The following is a 15,579-nucleotide window of genomic DNA, read 5'->3' on the forward strand; positions in this document are numbered from 1 at the left end:
GGCGGCGGCATGACCGATCCGATCTACACTGATCCCGACTTCGTTCAGTTCTACGACATCGAGAATCAGGATGGCCGCGCCGATTTTGACTATTGCATCCGTCTTGCCCGGGATGGCGGCTCGGTCCTCGATCTTGGTTGTGGCACCGGTCAGTTGGCCGCTGAAATGGCCCAAGGGCTCAACGTCACCGGTGTCGATCCCGCATCTGCCATGCTCGACGTCGCGCGGCGCAGGACCGGCGGTGACAAGGTCGACTGGGTCCCGGCCGACGCGCGAACGGTGCGCCTCGGACGACGTTTCGAGTTGGTGCTGCTGACCGGTCACGTGTTCCAGGTTTTCTTGACGGCCGAGGATCAGAGCGCGGTGCTACGCACCATCGCTGAGCATCTGGCTCCTGGTGGGCGCTTCATCTTCGACACGCGCAATCCCGCCGTGGAGGCGTGGCTTGAGTGGACGCCGCAGCGCTCCGAACGGATGGTGGAGCACCCCAACCTTGGCCCCGTCAGGGCCTGGTACGATGCCGACTGGCATGCCGCCACCGGAGTTGTCACCTATTCGACCTTTTATGAAATTTCCGGCGGCAGGCCGATTCTGGGCGCTGAATCGAAAATCGCTTTCCCTGAGAAGGAGAATCTTGCCGGAATGCTGGATGACGCCGGCCTGCTGGTGGAGCAATGGCTCGGCGACTGGCAGGGCGAATCCTATGCGGACACCTCTCCGGAAATCATCCCGATCGGTCGACTGCGCTGATCCGGCAACCAGACTGCACGCACCTCACGCCGTCTTGGCAATCACCGTTTCGCTGAGCCATGTGCCGATCTTGGCGCCGAGGCGATCGGGCGAGACCGGCTTGGGCAGATAGTCGTCCATGCCGGCCTCGATGCACTTGTCGCGGTCGCCCTTCAGCGCATGCGCGGTGACGCCGATGATCGGGATGTGACCGCCCGACGAGGCCTCGATCGCCCGGATTGCGCGGGTCGCCTCGTAGCCGTTCATCTCCGGCATCGAGACATCCATCAGGATCAGTTTCGGATGCAGCGACCGGTACATCTCGACCGCCGTTCGGCCATTGCCGGCGATGCGGTAGCTGAGGCCGAGCCCGTTGAGGATCTGGCCGAACACCAGCTGGTTCACATCATTGTCCTCGGCGATGAGGATGTCGATCGGGCCGTTCGGCGCGGCGGTCGATTCCGGCGCTGTCGCGACCGGCACGGCGGGACCACGGATGACGGTGAAGGCAGGCGGAGCCGGCTGCGGCAGAGGCTGGACCGGCTCGCGGACAAAATGCGCCTTGCCGACTTGTGAGCGGGCCTTCTGGATGACCGAGATGACCGTGCCGAGCAGGACCGCCGAGCGCGCCGGCTTGGTCAGATGGGCTGATATGCCGAAGTCGATGATCATCTTACCGAAATCGACCTGGTCGACCGAGGTCAGGATAACGATCGGGATGGCCGACAGCCGGCTGTCGGCGGCGATGGCCCTGGCGACATCGGCGCCGTTCATGCCGGGCATCTGGTAGTCGAGGATGATGCAGTCGACGCTGGCGCCCAACTGGCAGGCGCGATCAAGGAAGGCCAGTCCCATGGCGCCGCTTTCGGCGGCAGCGCAGTCGAAGCTCCAGCTCCTGAGCTGCTCGAGCAGGATCTCGCGGTTGACCGGATTGTCGTCGATGACCAGCACACGCGCTCCGGTGACGTCGACCGGTACGATCGCATCGCGCGCCTCGGCATGGTGCACGGGCAGCGGCACTCCGAACCAGAAGACGGAGCCGCGCCCGATCTCGCTCTCGACACCGATCTTGCCGGCCATCAAGTCGACGAGGCGGGCGGCGATGGCAAGCCCAAGGCCGGTGCCTTCGTGGCGGCGGGTCGAGGAGCCATCGACCTGCGCGAATTTCTCGAACACGTTCTGCAATTTTTCGGCCGGGATGCCGATGCCGGTGTCCTCGACCCGCAGCTTGAGCTGGACGACGTCATTGACGATTTCGCCGCCGACATCGATCAGCACATGGCCCTTCTCGGTGAACTTCACTGCGTTGCCGACCAGATTGGTGACGATCTGCCGGAAGCGTCCGGCGTCGCCGATGACATGGGCCGGCAGCCGCGGATCGACACGCACGATCAGTTCGAGGTTCTTTTCGGCGACACGCGCCGAGACCAGCGTCGCCACATCTTCGACCGCTTCGGTGAGGCGGAAAGGGGCAGGGTCGAGGGTGAGTTGGCCGGCATTGATCTTGGAGAAATCGAGGATGTCGTTGATGATGGTGAGCAGCGCATTGCCGGATTTGACGATGACGTCGGTGAAGGTCTTCTGGCGTGGGGTCAATTCCGTCTTGGCCAGGAGTTCGGCCATGCCGAGCACGCCGTTCATCGGCGTGCGGATCTCGTGGCTCATATTGGCCAGGAATTCCGACTTGGCACGGTCGGCGGCCTCGGCCTTGAACAGGGATTCGGCCGATTGGGCAAAGGCGCGGCGGATCGCCTGTTCCATCGGCCGGAAGACCCAGAAGGCGACGATGGCAAGGACAGCAAACAACAGGCCGCTCGCCCACAGCAGCAACCGGTCGCTGGAAGCGTCGGCCAAATGGCGCTCGTCGTCCATGGCGGTGCGCACGCGGACCAGCATCGGCTGGACGAACAGGTCGTTCTGGTTGCGGATTTCCCGATAGCTCCATTCGTCGGCCTTCCGTGCCAACGACATCAGGTTGAAATTGCGCACCATGTCGTGCGCCGACCAGAACAGGTCGCCATTGACCGAGGCGGTTTCGAGTTCGTTGATCGTCTTGGCCGACAGGCGCTGATGTATCGCGGCGAACTGGGCGGTCAGTGTATCGATCTCGCCGGTCAGACGTTCGGAATGGTCGCGCGCCGAAGCGGTCAGCGCGTCGCGCGTTTCGTTGCGCCAGGCGGAGCCGGTTGTCTCGGCAAAGCTGGTTGCGTTGCGCAGGTCGCGGGTGAAGACGACGAGGTTGCTGCTCAGCGCATCGATCTCATGACGGAAGGAGTTGACACGGTTGAGCGCAACCATGACGGCCGTGGAAGCCAGCGCGAAAATCAGCAGTCCTGAAAGATAGCGAATCCGGACAAACCGGATGAAGGAAGAATATTCCGGCATGCGCAACCCCAACACATACGCATTATTTTAACGACCGGGATTACGCTTCATTTACATTAAGATTTCGTTCGCGCGCATGTCCGATTTGTTGACATGGCCTGCCTGGAATCGAGCCGGGGCCGGAACCCCTGATAGATATGCCCCACTAACCTCCGGCCAGCGGGAACTCGTTGGCGATCGTTACGTGATGGTGGATGCGGCCCTCGAAGTATCTGGCCAGAACCGCCTCGGTCGCGGCGCGCGATTCAGCGCGGACGGGGCTGGCAAGGGCGACGTCGACGGCCGCCATGTCGCGGTAGTTGATCGCCAGGATCAGCGGGAATTCCGGCGCGCCGTCGTCACGCTTTTCGGCGAAGCTGACGCGTACGTCGAGCGCGCCGGGAAACGCTTTCCACTTCGGCAGGACGGTGTCGAGGACGGCCTGGCGGAATGCCGTGGTCTCACCGTCTTTCACCTTGCCTTCAAACAGCGCATAGCGCGTAATCATGTCGGGTTCTCCTGGTCGTTGTTGCGTTGGAAGAATTCCATCAATGCGGCCTGATCCTCGCCGCCCAACCCGGCCGCCGTCAGCAACCGGTGTATTTCGGCGCAGACGGCCGTCAGCGGCATCGCCGTGTGCGTACGCCGCGCCAGATCCTGCGCGGCGTTGAGATCCTTGACCATGTTGTCGATGCGACCCGTGGGCCGGTAGTCGCGCGTGGCGAAACGGGGCAAATATTCCTGCAGGATGGCACTGTCGGCGCGGCCGCCTTTCAGGGCTTGCGGGATCTTCAGCACGTCGACGCCGGCGTCGATCGCCAGCCGCGTCGCTTCCGCCACGGCCATGAAACTCAGCGCGCACAGCACCTGGTTGATCAGCTTGGTCGTCTGGCCAGCGCCCGCCGGTCCCATATGGGTGTAGTTGGCCGCGACGTGGCGCAGCACCTTGTGGGCGTCGGCGACGTCCTCGGCCTCGCCGCCAGCCATCAGCGTCAATTCGCCAGTCAGCGCCTTCGGCGCGCCGCCGGAGAGCGGACTGTCGACCCAGCGCAGCCCCTTCTCGCTTGCGTCGGCCGCCAGCTGGCGTGTCGCGTCGGGGTCGATGGAAGACATGTCTATGATCAGCGTGCCGGGCTTCGCTCCGGCAGCCACGCCGGCCTCCCCGAACACCGCGCGACGCACAATCGCCGCCGAATTGAGGCTGAGGATGACGCAGTCGGCGGTGCCCGCGGCCTCGGCCGCGCTCGCCATAGCGGTAGCGCCCCTCGCGACCAGCGCCTCGACCTTGGCCTTGTCGAGATCGAATACCAACAGGCGATTGCCGGTGGTGAGCAGACGCTCGCCGATCGCCCCGCCCATGGCGCCGGCGCCGATCAGTGCGATGGTCTTGGTCATGGTGGTGGAACCCCGATCTTGGCTGTTATGTCGGCAACAATCCGGTCGAGCGGCGCGTCAATCGCGATGGCGATCGCGTTCTCGTCCTTTCCCGGCACCTCCAATGTCGCGAACTGGCTGTCGAGCAGGCTTGTCGGCATGAAGTGGCCGGTGCGCTCGCCCATGCGCCGGGAAATCAGTTCGCGCGAACCGTCGAGATAGATGAACAGGACCGGTGCTCCGGCCCGTTCGGTGATGAAATCGCGATAGGCTCGCTTCAGCGCCGAGCAGCCGACGATGACGGGACCTGTGCCTGACCTCAGGGTTTCGCCGACCCTGGCCAGCCAAGGCCACCGGTCAGTGTCGGCAAGCGGGGTGCCGGCGCTCATCTTGGCGATGTTGGCGTCGGGATGCAGCAGGTCGCCGTCGACGTATTTCGCGCCGATCGTGCGGGCAAGCGCCTCGCCGATCGTTGTCTTGCCCGATCCGGCGACGCCCATGATGACCATGCGGCGCGACGGATCAGATCGACGCTGTGATGCCGCCATCGACATAGAGGATGTGCCCGTTGACAAAGGACGACGCGTCGGAGGCGAGGAAGACACAGGCCCCGACCAGTTCTTCGACCTTGCCCCAGCGGCCAGCCGGTGTGCGCTTTTCGAGCCATCCGCTGAATGCCGGGTCGGCGACCAACGCCGCATTGAGCGGCGTGTCGAAATAGCCCGGTGCGATGGCGTTGCACTGCAGTCCGTGTTTGGCCCAGTCCGTCGCCATGCCCTTGGTCAGGTTGCCGACCGCGCCTTTCGTCGCCGTGTAGGGCGCGATGCCCGGACGGGCGAGTGCGGTCTGCACGCTGGCGATGTTGATGATCTTGCCGCGACCGCGTTTGATCATGTGGCGCCCGACCGCCTGGCCGACATGAAAGACGCTGGCGACATTGGTCTGCAGCAGGCGCTCGAACGCATCGGCGGGAAAGTCCTCGAGCGGCGTGCGGAACTGCATGCCGGCATTGTTCACCAGTATGTCGATCGGCCCGCCGGACAGCTCGAAACCGTCGACGGCGGAGCGGACCGCATCATGGTCGGTCGCGTCGAAGGCGAGTGTTCTCGCCCCGTGTATCCGCGCCGCCGCCTCGGCGAGCTTTGCTTCGTCGCGGCCGTTGAGGACCACTTTGGCACCGGCTTCGGCCAGTCCCTTGGCCAACGCAAAGCCGATGCCCTGGGAGGAGCCGGTAACGAGCGCCGTGCGCCCGGTGAGATCGAACAGTATGGACGACATTTTCCCGATTGCCTCTCGTCGTTGAATGTTGTTATGTTATCGATAACATTGTGTTGTCAAGTCAGTTGGAGCGAAAACCGATGCAGCGGCCTCACATCCTTCAGGTTGGACCTTATCCAGCATGGGACGAGGAGCCACTCAACCAGGCGTTCATTGTCCACCGCTATTTCGACGCGGACGACAAGCCGTCCTTCCTCGCCGAGGTAGGGCCGCGGATACGCGCCATCGCCACACGCGGAGAACTCGGCGCCAGCCGGGCCATGATCGCGGCCTGTCCTTCGCTCGAGGTCGTCAGCGTCTATGGTGTCGGTTTCGACGCGGTCGATCTCGCAGCATGTAGGGAACGCGGCGTGCGTGTCACCAATACCCCCGATGTGCTGACCGGCGATGTCGCCGATCTCGGGATCGCCATGATGCTCACCCTGTCGCGTGGCATGATAGGGGCGGAGCGCTGGGTGCGCGACGGCAGCTGGGCGGCCAAGGGGCTGTACCCGCTGCAGCGCCGCGTCTGGGGCCGGCGGGCCGGCGTGCTCGGCCTCGGCCGCATTGGCCATGAGGTGGCCAAACGCCTCGCCGGCTTCGGCATGGACATTGCCTATTCGAGCCCGACGCCGAAGGGCTTCGCGTCGAACTGGGCGTTCGTCGCCGATCCGGTCGCGCTGGCCGAACGTTCAGATTTCCTGTTCGTGACGCTTGCGGCGTCGCCCGCGACGCGCCACATCGTCAACAAGGATGTGGTGGCGGCACTCGGGCCGGAAGGCATGCTGATCAACATTTCGCGCGCTTCCAACATCGATGAGGATGCGCTGCTCGACGCGCTCGAGAAGAAGACACTCGGTTGCGCCGCACTCGACGTCTTCGAAGGCGAACCGAAGCTCAATCCGCGTTTCCTGGCGCTCGACAATGTGCTGCTGCAGCCGCACCATGCGTCCGGCACCGTCGAAACGCGCAAGGCCATGGGCAAGCTTCTGCGTGACAACCTTGCCGCCCATTTTGCCGGCCAGCCGCTGCTGACGCCGGTGCTCTAGATTTGTTTGCCGCAATTCCGAACAGAAAGCCGTCACACACTTTTCCTGGAATTGCTCGAGGAGTTCGCCACCATGAAGTCGATTGTCATCCACGCCGCCAAGGACCTGCGCATCGAGGACCGGCCGGTGGACGCGCCGGGCCAGGGTCAGGTGTTGCTGCGTCTGGCCACCGGCGGCATCTGTGGCAGCGACCTGCACTACTACAATCATGGCGGCTTCGGAACGGTGCGCCTGAAAGAGCCGATGATTCTCGGCCATGAGGTCTCCGGCGTCATCGAAAAGCTCGGCCCCGGCGTCGACGGACTGCGGACTGGCCAGCTGGTCGCGGTCTCGCCGTCGCGGCCCTGCTACAGCTGCCCGTACTGCCGGGAAGGGATGCACAACCAGTGCCTCAACATGCGCTTCTATGGCAGCGCCATGCCGTTCCCGCATATCCAGGGCGCGTTCCGTGAAATGCTCGTGGCGGACGCGCCGCAATGCGTGCCGGCGGATGGGTTGAGTGCTGCCGAAGCGGCGATGGCCGAGCCGCTGGCGGTCTGTCTCCACGCGACGCGCCGGGCCGGCGAGATGCTGGGCAAGCGTGTGCTGGTAACCGGCTGCGGGCCGATCGGCCTGTTGTCGATCCTCTGTGCGCGGCGCGCCGGAGCCGCCGAAATCGTCGCCGTCGACATCACCGATTATACCCTGTCCATGGCCCAGCGTGCCGGCGCCGACGGGACGATCAACACACGAACCGATCCGGACGGGCTGGCGCCTTATTTCGCCGACAAGGGGACGTTCGACATCCTCTATGAATGTTCAGGAGCCGCCGCAGCGCTGGCGCTTGGCATCGCGGCGCTGCGGCCGCGCGGCACGATCGTTCAGCTCGGCCTTGGTGGTGCCGAGATGGCACTGCCGATGTCGGTGGTCACCGCCAAGGAACTGTCCATCAACGGGTCGTTCCGCTTCCATCCGGAATTCGCCGTGGGCGTTGAGTTGATGCGCAAGGGGCTCATCGACGTAAAGCCTCTGATCACCCACACCGTGGCATTCGCCGAGGCGCTGTCGGGCTTCGAAATCGCCAACGACCGCAGCCAGGCGATGAAGGTTCAGATCGCCTTCTCGTAAGCCGCGACGGTGCGTTGCATTCCACAGTGATATCGATAACGTATGGCCATGCAGCCTTCGCCAAAACGCCCGACCATGGCCGATGTCGCGCGCCGCGCCAACGTCTCGACGATGACCGTGTCGCGCGCCTTCAAACGCGATACTTCCATCAGCGCCGACACGCGCGACCGGATCATACGGGCTGCCGACGAGCTCGGCTATGTCTTCGACAGCATCGCCGCCAACCTGTCGTCGCGCCGGTCCGGGTTCATAGCGGTGACGATACCTTCGATCAACAACGCCAATTTCGCTGATACGCTACGCGGCATGACCGAGGGCCTGCGCGACAGCGGATTGGAAATCCTGCTCGGCTTCACCGACTACAATGTCGAGGAGGAGGAGCGCCTTGTCGGCCAGTTGCTGCGGCGGCGGCCGGAGGCGATCATCGTCACTGGTGGACGGCACACGCCGCGCTGCCGCAAGATGCTTGAGAATGCCGGCGTCCCGGTGGTGGAGACCTGGGACCTGCCGGACAATCCGATCGGTCACGTCGTGGGCTTCTCCAATGCTGAAGCCGGACGGCTGATGGTCGACCACTTCGTCGCACGTGGCTATTCGAGGCTCGGCTTCATCGGCGGTGACACATCGCGCGACACGCGTGGCCTTGATCGTCGGCGCGGCTTCGTCGCGGCGTTGCAGGACCGCGGCCTCGATGGCTCGCGCATCATTGCCTCCGGCGTGCCGCCGATATCGATGCGCGAGGGCGCCACCGCCATGGTCGAGATGATTTCGCGCTGGCCGGACACGCAGGCGGTGATGTGCGTTTCGGATCTTTCCGCTTTCGGTGCGCTGATGGAATGCCTGCGGCGCGGTATCGGCGTCCCCGAGGATGTCGCGATCGCCGGCTTCGGCGCTTATGACCTCGCCGAGCAGTCGGTGCCGTCGATCACCACGATCGATGTCGAGGCGCATGAGATCGGCATCCGTGTCGCCGAACTCGTGCTCGACCTGCTCAACGGGCGCCGGGCGCCGGACGACCGGGTGGTCGTCAGCATGACGCCGAAGGTGATCGCGCGTCATACGGCCTGAGCCTGGGCGAAACAGAACGGCCGGCGAGTTGACCGCCGGCCGCTGATCGTCCTGCCCGTTGGCAGAGATACTCTTCAGCGCCTATTTGCCCCAGATCTTCTTGTACTGGTCGCGGTAGCCGTTGCCCGGATCGAACCGGTTGTCGGGGCCGCCGTCGAATTCGACATTGTCCGACGTCACAACATGCAGCGGTGAGATGTAGCCCGACCATTTCTCGCCCGCCATGGCGCGGTTGAGCTCATCGACGAGCTGCCAGCCCTGCAGGTTCAGCGGTTCGGCAACCGTCACCTTCTGGAACTGGCCGGAGCGGATACGCTGGTAGGCCGATTCGGAACCGTCGCCCGCCGCCACGTTGATCGGTGCGTCGGTGCCCGACTTTCCGGCCGCGGCCAGTGACGGTCCCATGAAGTCGAAATAGAGATCGTTGATCGCCAATGAGTGAGTCCACTGGTCGCCGTATTTCTGCAGCAGCGAGGTGGTGAGCTGCGGCATACGCTGCGAGGTCTCGGCGATCGGCGTGTCGACATATTCGAGCACCTTGCCGCCGAGATCCTCGATCTCCTTCTTCATGCGGTCGGCCTTGGCGATGGCGATCTGGTAGGTCGAGTCGGTGAAGATGATGACGCCGGGCTTGCCCTTGGCGTCGACAAAAGCCCAGTCGGCGGCCGCCTTCGAGACTTCCATCGGATCGGTCGAGACGTTGGCGATGATGCCAAGATCGTCGATCGGGCCAACCGTAGGTGCTGCATGCCATGCCGCCATCGGGATCTTGGCCGCCCTGGCCTGCTCCATCGCCGGTTTCTGCTCCACGGCATCGAAGCCGTTGATGATAATGCCGTCGGGGTTGAGCGCCAGCGCCTGGCCGAAGGCCGCCGTGCGGCCGCCGATGGAACCGGCGCCGTCAAGTGTCTTGACGGTCCAGCCGAGTGCCGCCGCTGCTTCCTCGACGCCCTTGGTGACGCCAAGGATGCCGCCGTTCTTCATATCGGCGCCGAGCACGACGATCGTCTTGCCGGCGGCGCCCTTGGGTCCGGTCGTCGGGCCGTCCCATTTGTCGACCTTGCTGGCATATTTGTCGACGACGGCCTTGGCGTCGGCCATCGGGTCGGCCAGCGCGTTCGAGGCGATGCCAAGCGCCAGGCAGGCGACGCCGAGCTGAAGGACTGTTCTGCGGTGCATGTTTCTTCTCCCATTAAGCATTGTTGTTTGCCTTTGTTTGTTGGACGACTGGTTGATTGGTGGATGCTTGGGGCGGCACGACTGCGCCGCGACGGCGCTGCGCGTAGCCGGCAATGCCGATGGCGACGAGCAGGGTGACGCCGTTGAACAGCGGCTCGACCCAGAACGAGCCGCCGAATTGCTGGATGCCGGAAATGCCGGCGGCGAGGATGACGACGCCGATGATCGTGCCCCAGACATTGACGCGGCCGGGTTTGATGGTGGTCGATCCCAGGAAGGCGCCGACCAGCGCCGGCAATAGATATTCAAGGCCGACGCTCGCCTGGCCGATGCGGAGCTTGGAGGCAAGCAGCACACCACCCAGCGCCGTCAGCGCACCGGAGGCGACGAAGGCGCCCATGACGAATTTCTGCACCGGTATGCCGTTCAGCGCAGCGGCCTTGGGATTGGCGCCGATGGCGTAGAGGTAGCGGCCGATCGGCATGTATTCGAGCACAAGCCACATCACCAGCGCCAGGACGATGACGTAGTAGCCAGTGATCGGCAGGCCGAACAGCATCGTCCCGTTGAGGGCGAGGAAGCCTTCGGGAAGCACGCCGACGACCTGCCGGCCGCCCGTGTACCACATGGCCAAAGCATAGAGCACGGTGCCGGTGCCGAGCGTGGCGATGAAGGAATCGATGCGCGCCACCTCGACCAGCAGGCCGTTGATGAAGCCGGTGACGACGCCGAGCAGCAGGACGATCAGCACCGCGATCGGCCAGGGGATGCCGAAGGCGGTCTGCAGGCTGATGGCCAGGATATGCCACAGCACGATGCCGTAGCCGACTGTCAGGTCGATGCGGCCCGAAGCCATGGGGATCATTGCCGCCAACGACAGGAGCGCAATGATCGCCTTGTCGGATATGATTGAGCGCAAATTGAGCAGCGTCGGGAAGGTGCGCGGCAGGAGCAGCGAGAACAGCAGGATGAGCAGCAGCGTCAGGATCGGCAGGCCGTAGACCGGCAGGTAGCGCGCCGCCTTCTGGCCAAAGCTGAGCCCGGTGAGTTCCGAGCGGGTCGGCTCCAGCGCCGTCGATTTGATCGAGTTCATGGATACTCCTCAGGCGGCTTCGGACACGGAGGCGGCATGGATAAGCGCCGCCGTCGTCAAGGCATCGCCGGCCAGTTCGCGCACGATGCGGTTGTGCGAAAAGACAAGGGCGCGATGGCAGATATGGGCGACCTCCTCGAAATCGGTGGAAACGACGACGACCGCCAGCCCGGCTTCGACAGCCGCCGCGATCAGCCGGTAGATCTCGGCCTTGGCGCCGACATCGACGCCCGCCGTCGGATCCTCTGCAATCAGCAGCTTGCGTCCCGTCGCCAGCCAGCGGCCGACGACCACCTTCTGCTGGTTGCCGCCGGAAAGCGCCTCGATCGGCAGATGCGGATCGTTCGGCCGCAGCCCTAGCCGGGTGCCGAGCTCCTGCGTCAGCTCGCTCTCCCGCGCCGGCGTCATGAAGGAGAAAAGCCCGCGGCCGACGGCGGACGGGTTGAGATACATGTTTTCGCGCACGGACAGCGACAGCGCCACCGACTCCTCGGTGCGGTCGCGCGCAATCAAGCCGACGCCGGCGGCAAGAGCTGCACCGACCGAGGACAGGTCGAGACGTTTGCCGTCTAGCGAGACACTGCCGTCGAAAGGCTCGGCGCCGAATAGCGCGCGGCCGACGGCCTCCTGTCCCGCGCCGCGCAGGCCAACCAGCCCAAGAAGTTCGCCGGACCGCGCCTCGAAGTGGACCGGTCCGACACTGCCGCAACGCAGATCCTCGACTTTCAGCCGCTCGGGTCCGTCCTGCCAGCGCGACTTGGCGAACATCTGGTGCGCCGGGCGGCCGACGATGAGATCGACCAGTTCCTGCGGCGTCGTCTCGGCGACGGGCTTGACCGCCACCATGCGGCCGTCCCGCATCACGGCGACACGGTCGGCGATGCGGAACACTTCATCCAGGCGGTGCGAGACATAGATCATGCCGACGCCGCGCTCGCGCAACGGTCGCAGCGCCTGGAACAGGCGTTCGACCTCATCGGCGGGCAAGCTTGCCGTCGGCTCGTCGAGCACCAGCACGTCGGCTTCGGTGGCGAGCGCGCGAGCGATGGCAACCAGCGATTTCTCGGTGCGCGAAAGATCCTGGACGCGCGTCGCCGGATCGAAGGCGCAGCCGACCAGGGCCAGGGCGCTCTTGGCACGACGCTCGGTGTCGCGCCAGTCGATGAGGCCCGAGCGGCGCGAGAAGCCTTGCGCCATGCCGACATTCTCGGCCACCGTCATCCATTCGATGAGGCCCAGATCCTGATGGATGAAGGCGACCTTCTGCGGCTGGTTCGGCCGGGGCGGGCGGTGGTGGTAGTCCTCGCCGCGAAACCGGATTGTTCCCTGGTCGCGCTTGTAGATGCCGGCGAGCGTTTTGATCAGCGTTGACTTGCCGGCGCCGTTCTCGCCCAGCAGCGCCACGATCTCGCCCTCGTGGATGTCGAGCGAGACCGACTTCAACGCCAGGGTGCCGCCGAAGCGCTTGGAGATGTCGATGAATTCGATGAGCTTGGGCCGCATCCATGGCCCTCCCAAGCCAAACAAACGGACTGAATTGGCTCGGATGTTATCGCTAACATTTTTGCAGGTCAAGTCTTGAAAATGGCTCGCCGCGAAGGCTAACGATAGGCCGGCTTCGCGGAGGACAAGGCATGTTCGGAGACATAGAGGGCACAGGCTTCGAGGTTCTCGATGAGCGTTTCGAGAGCTGCTTCGTCGGCCATGTGGCGGTCGAGCGGCTGTGGACCGGAGGGCGCTGGCTGGAGGGTCCGGCTTGGTTCGCGGCCGGGCGGTACCTGGTTTTCTCGGACATCCCGAATGACCGTATCATGCGATACGACGACACCAATGGCGTGGTCTCGGTCTTCCGCGCGCCGTCCAGCAATGCCAACGGCAACACAGTCGACACAGAAGGGCGGCTGGTCACCTGCGAGCACCGGGCGCGGCGCGTCACCCGCACCGAGCATGACGGATCGATCACGGTGATCGCCGACCGCTTCGAGGGCAAGCGGCTGAATTCGCCCAACGATGTGGTGGTGCGCTCGGACGGCACAGTTTGGTTTTCCGATCCACCCTACGGCATCGCGACCGACTATGAGGGCGACCGCGCCGAGCAGGAGATCGAGGGCTGCCACGTCTACCGCGCCGACCCTGTAACGGGAGCGGTGACACGCGTCGTCTCGACGATGGCGAAGCCCAACGGCCTCGCCTTTTCGCCGGACGAGACCATCCTCTATGTCGGCGACACCGGTGTCACACACCAGAAGGACGGGCCGAGACACATCCGCAAGTTCGCTGTCGAGGGCGCCTCACTGAAAGAACTTGGCGTCTTCGCCTCTTGCACGGCCGGGCTGTTCGATGGGTTCAGGGTGGATATGTCAGGCCGCGTATGGGCGGGTGCCGGAGACGGCGTGCATTGCTTCGACCCCGACGGCACGCTGATCGGCAAGATACGCATTCCGGAGACGGTGGCGAACCTGACCTTCGGCGGCCCGAAGCGCAACCGCCTGTTCATCACGGCACGGCAGTCGCTCTATTCGGTCTTCGTCGTGGCGAATGCCGCGGCGCGGGGGTAAGCTGCCTGCCTTGCCAGGCCGGCTGTTCGCACCAAAACTCAGCTGTTGCGCGTCGCGACAAATGTGGCGGCTTCCTTCAGCAGCGCTGCTTGGTCGCCATAGGGTTCGAGCAGCACGTGCGCCTGGTCAACAAGGCCTTGCAGCTGGCTGCGCGCCCAATTCGCGCCGTGCAGCGCCACCAGCGTTCCCTTGCCGGCAGCGGCGTCCTTGCCGGTCGCCTTGCCCATCTGGCTGGCGTCGGCGGTCAGGTCGAGCAGATCGTCGGCAAGCTGGAAAGCAAGGCCGATTGCCGAGCCGAACTCGGCCAGTCTTTCGCGATCATCGGCGGGAGCGCCGGCGATGATGGCGCCGGCCTCGCAGGCGAAGCGGATCAGCGCGCCGGTCTTCATCGCCTGCAGCCTTATGATACCCGCCTCGTCCGGCGGTGTCTGTTCGGCTTCGAGGTCGAGCTTCTGGCCACCGACCATGCCTCCGGCACCCGCGGCCCTGGCAAGCGCCAGCACCAATGCTACCCGCCGCTCGGCCGGCAGCACGGTCGCCTCGCCGGCGATGATGTCGAAGGCCAGCGTCAGCAAGGCGTCGCCGGCCAGGATGGCGGTCGCTTCGTCGAACGCCTTGTGCACGGTCGGCTGGCCGCGGCGCAGATCATCGTCGTCCATCGCCGGCAAATCGTCATGGATCAACGAATAGCAATGCACGCATTCGAGTGCCGCCGCGACGCGCTGACCGGCCTCGCCGTCGGCGGAAAACAAGGCGGCACTTTCCATGACCAGGAAGGGGCGCAGGCGCTTGCCGCCGTTCAGCACGCCGTGGCGCATCGCCGCCATCAGTCGGTCGGGCCGCGCGATCTCGCCCGACAGGGGACGGTCGTCGAGCAAACGCCGCAGCAGCACCTCGACCGCCGCCGCCCGCCTGATGAGCGCCATTTCGAACGCCATTTCGTCGTCATTCGTCATGGCCGGGAGCGGTAGCCGACACTCAGACGTTGCGCAAGAAGGCAAGCGCCATTATGCCGGAGCAGGCAGATGTACGGGTTGGGCGGCTTGGCGGAACCGATCGTCGATCATGAAACCGAAAAGCTGGACATGGCGACGAGATCGCGCGGCTTGAACCGCCGCAGTCTCAGGCGCTGGGTCCGGCGTGGCATCGTCGTGGCCGCCGTGCTGGCTTTGATTCCGACAGTGCTGACCTTTCTTTACCTGCCGTCCTTCGTGCATCCGGTGTCGACGCTGATGCTGAAGGACCTGGCGACCTTCTCCGGCTATGACCGGCGTTGGGTGTCGATCGACGATGTTGCGCCGGTATTGGCCCATTCGGTCATCATGTCGGAGGATGGACAATTCTGCTTCCATCGCGGCGTCGATCTGGGCGAACTCAGGGGGGTCGTCGATGACGCGCTGGCCGGTGAGGCGACGCGCGGTGCGTCGACCATCACCATGCAGACGGTGAAGAACCTGTTCCTATGGTCGCGGCCGCTGGGCTCGGTGCGCAAGGTCGTCGAACTGCCGCTGGCGGTCTATTTCGACGCGGTGATGTCGAAACGCCGCATCATGGAGATTTATCTCAACATCGCCGAATGGGGTCCGGGCATCTATGGCATCGAGGCGGCGGCGCAGCACCATTTCGGCATTCCGGCAAAACAACTGTCGCGCCGGCAGGCGGCACTTCTTGCCGTTACCTTGCCCAATCCGATCGCCCGCAATCCGGCAAAACCCGGGCCTGGCCTGAGACGGCTCGCCAATCTGATCGAGCGGCGGGCCGGCCGTTCCGGTGCATATGTCGGCTGCCTCGAGTAGCCAAC

Annotated in this window: 15 protein-coding genes; 6 read left to right on the top strand and 9 right to left on the bottom strand. The window is 64.6% G+C overall.

Going from position 1 to position 15,579, the window contains the following annotated elements:
• Positions 1 to 9: 9 nt before the first annotated feature.
• The gene (locus HGP13_RS06615; protein WP_172223017.1) at positions 10 to 750 is read left to right on the top strand and encodes a class I SAM-dependent methyltransferase; all 741 of its coding nucleotides are present in this window, start codon (positions 10 to 12) and stop codon (positions 748 to 750) included.
• A 24-nt stretch (positions 751 to 774) separates the two neighbouring features.
• Here the strand turns inward: HGP13_RS06615 and HGP13_RS06620 are convergent, their stop codons facing one another.
• From HGP13_RS06620 to HGP13_RS06640, 5 genes are all read right to left on the bottom strand, one after another.
• The gene (locus HGP13_RS06620) at positions 775 to 3,114 is read right to left on the bottom strand and encodes a response regulator (protein WP_172223020.1); all 2,340 of its coding nucleotides are present in this window, start codon (positions 3,112 to 3,114) and stop codon (positions 775 to 777) included.
• A 145-nt stretch (positions 3,115 to 3,259) separates the two neighbouring features.
• Positions 3,260 to 3,601, bottom strand: coding sequence for a hypothetical protein (locus HGP13_RS06625; RefSeq protein ID WP_172223022.1), 342 nt, complete (start codon positions 3,599 to 3,601; stop codon positions 3,260 to 3,262).
• The gene (locus HGP13_RS06630; protein WP_172223024.1) at positions 3,598 to 4,488 is read right to left on the bottom strand and encodes an NAD(P)-dependent oxidoreductase; all 891 of its coding nucleotides are present in this window, start codon (positions 4,486 to 4,488) and stop codon (positions 3,598 to 3,600) included. Before HGP13_RS06630 ends, HGP13_RS06625 begins: the two co-directional genes overlap by 4 nt.
• Entirely contained in the window at positions 4,485 to 5,021 is a 537-nt protein-coding gene (locus HGP13_RS06635; RefSeq protein WP_172223026.1) for a gluconokinase, read from the bottom strand. The genes HGP13_RS06630 and HGP13_RS06635 overlap by 4 nt, the downstream gene beginning before the upstream one ends.
• The gene (locus tag HGP13_RS06640; RefSeq protein ID WP_172223028.1) at positions 4,990 to 5,745 is read right to left on the bottom strand and encodes an SDR family oxidoreductase; all 756 of its coding nucleotides are present in this window, start codon (positions 5,743 to 5,745) and stop codon (positions 4,990 to 4,992) included. The genes HGP13_RS06635 and HGP13_RS06640 overlap by 32 nt, the downstream gene beginning before the upstream one ends.
• Positions 5,746 to 5,825: 80 nt before the next feature.
• Here HGP13_RS06640 and HGP13_RS06645 point away from each other — a divergent pair, with 80 nt between their 5' ends.
• The 3 genes from HGP13_RS06645 (at position 5,826) to HGP13_RS06655 (ending at position 8,948) form a co-directional block, all read left to right on the top strand.
• Positions 5,826 to 6,773, top strand: coding sequence for a 2-hydroxyacid dehydrogenase (locus HGP13_RS06645; protein ID WP_172223030.1), 948 nt, complete (start codon positions 5,826 to 5,828; stop codon positions 6,771 to 6,773).
• Positions 6,774 to 6,845: 72 nt separating this feature from the next.
• A complete protein-coding gene (locus HGP13_RS06650) occupies positions 6,846 to 7,880 on the top strand; it encodes an L-idonate 5-dehydrogenase (RefSeq protein WP_172223032.1) in 1,035 nt (344 codons plus the stop codon).
• 48 nt (positions 7,881 to 7,928) lie between these two features.
• Positions 7,929 to 8,948, top strand: a complete 1,020-nt coding sequence (locus tag HGP13_RS06655) for a LacI family DNA-binding transcriptional regulator (protein WP_246707431.1) — start codon at positions 7,929 to 7,931, stop codon at positions 8,946 to 8,948.
• 81 nt (positions 8,949 to 9,029) lie between these two features.
• Here HGP13_RS06655 and HGP13_RS06660 read toward each other — a convergent pair whose 3' ends face one another.
• The 3 genes from HGP13_RS06660 to HGP13_RS06670 are packed head-to-tail and all read right to left on the bottom strand — an operon-like array spanning position 9,030 to position 12,723.
• Positions 9,030 to 10,127, bottom strand: a complete 1,098-nt coding sequence (locus HGP13_RS06660; protein WP_172223034.1) for a substrate-binding domain-containing protein — start codon at positions 10,125 to 10,127, stop codon at positions 9,030 to 9,032.
• Positions 10,128 to 10,140: 13 nt separating this feature from the next.
• Entirely contained in the window at positions 10,141 to 11,220 is a 1,080-nt protein-coding gene (locus HGP13_RS06665) for an ABC transporter permease (protein WP_172223036.1), read from the bottom strand.
• Positions 11,221 to 11,229: 9 nt separating this feature from the next.
• Complete coding sequence (locus HGP13_RS06670; RefSeq protein ID WP_172223038.1) at positions 11,230 to 12,723, bottom strand: sugar ABC transporter ATP-binding protein; 1,494 nt, start codon at positions 12,721 to 12,723, stop codon at positions 11,230 to 11,232.
• A 131-nt stretch (positions 12,724 to 12,854) separates the two neighbouring features.
• Between HGP13_RS06670 and HGP13_RS06675 the strand changes: the two genes are divergently transcribed.
• Positions 12,855 to 13,778, top strand: a complete 924-nt coding sequence (locus tag HGP13_RS06675; protein ID WP_172223041.1) for an SMP-30/gluconolactonase/LRE family protein — start codon at positions 12,855 to 12,857, stop codon at positions 13,776 to 13,778.
• A 38-nt stretch (positions 13,779 to 13,816) separates the two neighbouring features.
• Here the strand turns inward: HGP13_RS06675 and HGP13_RS06680 are convergent, their stop codons facing one another.
• Entirely contained in the window at positions 13,817 to 14,734 is a 918-nt protein-coding gene (locus tag HGP13_RS06680; protein WP_172223044.1) for a polyprenyl synthetase family protein, read from the bottom strand.
• A 78-nt stretch (positions 14,735 to 14,812) separates the two neighbouring features.
• On the opposite strand from HGP13_RS06680, the gene HGP13_RS06685 reads away from it, so the two are divergent.
• Positions 14,813 to 15,574, top strand: coding sequence for a transglycosylase domain-containing protein (locus HGP13_RS06685; protein ID WP_172234630.1), 762 nt, complete (start codon positions 14,813 to 14,815; stop codon positions 15,572 to 15,574).
• The last annotated feature ends 5 nt before the right edge of the window (positions 15,575 to 15,579 follow it).

Source organism: Mesorhizobium sp. NZP2077 (assembly GCF_013170805.1).
Classification (GTDB): Bacteria; Pseudomonadota; Alphaproteobacteria; order Rhizobiales; family Rhizobiaceae; genus Mesorhizobium.

What these genes read in the sequence shown, in the direction of transcription:
- HGP13_RS06630 (WP_172223024.1), bottom strand. Translation starts at nt 4,488, where the DNA reads ATGACCAAGACCATCGCACTGATCGGCGCCGGCGCCATGGGCGGGGCG.
- HGP13_RS06680 (WP_172223044.1), bottom strand. Translation starts at nt 14,734, where the DNA reads ATGACGAATGACGACGAAATGGCGTTCGAAATGGCGCTCATCAGGCGG.
- HGP13_RS06640 (WP_172223028.1), bottom strand. Translation starts at nt 5,745, where the DNA reads ATGTCGTCCATACTGTTCGATCTCACCGGGCGCACGGCGCTCGTTACC.
- HGP13_RS06670 (WP_172223038.1), bottom strand. Translation starts at nt 12,723, where the DNA reads ATGCGGCCCAAGCTCATCGAATTCATCGACATCTCCAAGCGCTTCGGC.
- HGP13_RS06665 (WP_172223036.1), bottom strand. Translation starts at nt 11,220, where the DNA reads ATGAACTCGATCAAATCGACGGCGCTGGAGCCGACCCGCTCGGAACTC.
- HGP13_RS06645 (WP_172223030.1), top strand. Translation starts at nt 5,826, where the DNA reads ATGCAGCGGCCTCACATCCTTCAGGTTGGACCTTATCCAGCATGGGAC.
- HGP13_RS06615 (WP_172223017.1), top strand. Translation starts at nt 10, where the DNA reads ATGACCGATCCGATCTACACTGATCCCGACTTCGTTCAGTTCTACGAC.
- HGP13_RS06675 (WP_172223041.1), top strand. Translation starts at nt 12,855, where the DNA reads ATGTTCGGAGACATAGAGGGCACAGGCTTCGAGGTTCTCGATGAGCGT.
- HGP13_RS06625 (WP_172223022.1), bottom strand. Translation starts at nt 3,601, where the DNA reads ATGATTACGCGCTATGCGCTGTTTGAAGGCAAGGTGAAAGACGGTGAG.
- HGP13_RS06655 (WP_246707431.1), top strand. Translation starts at nt 7,929, where the DNA reads ATGCAGCCTTCGCCAAAACGCCCGACCATGGCCGATGTCGCGCGCCGC.
- HGP13_RS06635 (WP_172223026.1), bottom strand. Translation starts at nt 5,021, where the DNA reads ATGTCGATGGCGGCATCACAGCGTCGATCTGATCCGTCGCGCCGCATG.
- HGP13_RS06620 (WP_172223020.1), bottom strand. Translation starts at nt 3,114, where the DNA reads ATGCCGGAATATTCTTCCTTCATCCGGTTTGTCCGGATTCGCTATCTT.
- HGP13_RS06660 (WP_172223034.1), bottom strand. Translation starts at nt 10,127, where the DNA reads ATGCACCGCAGAACAGTCCTTCAGCTCGGCGTCGCCTGCCTGGCGCTT.
- HGP13_RS06650 (WP_172223032.1), top strand. Translation starts at nt 6,846, where the DNA reads ATGAAGTCGATTGTCATCCACGCCGCCAAGGACCTGCGCATCGAGGAC.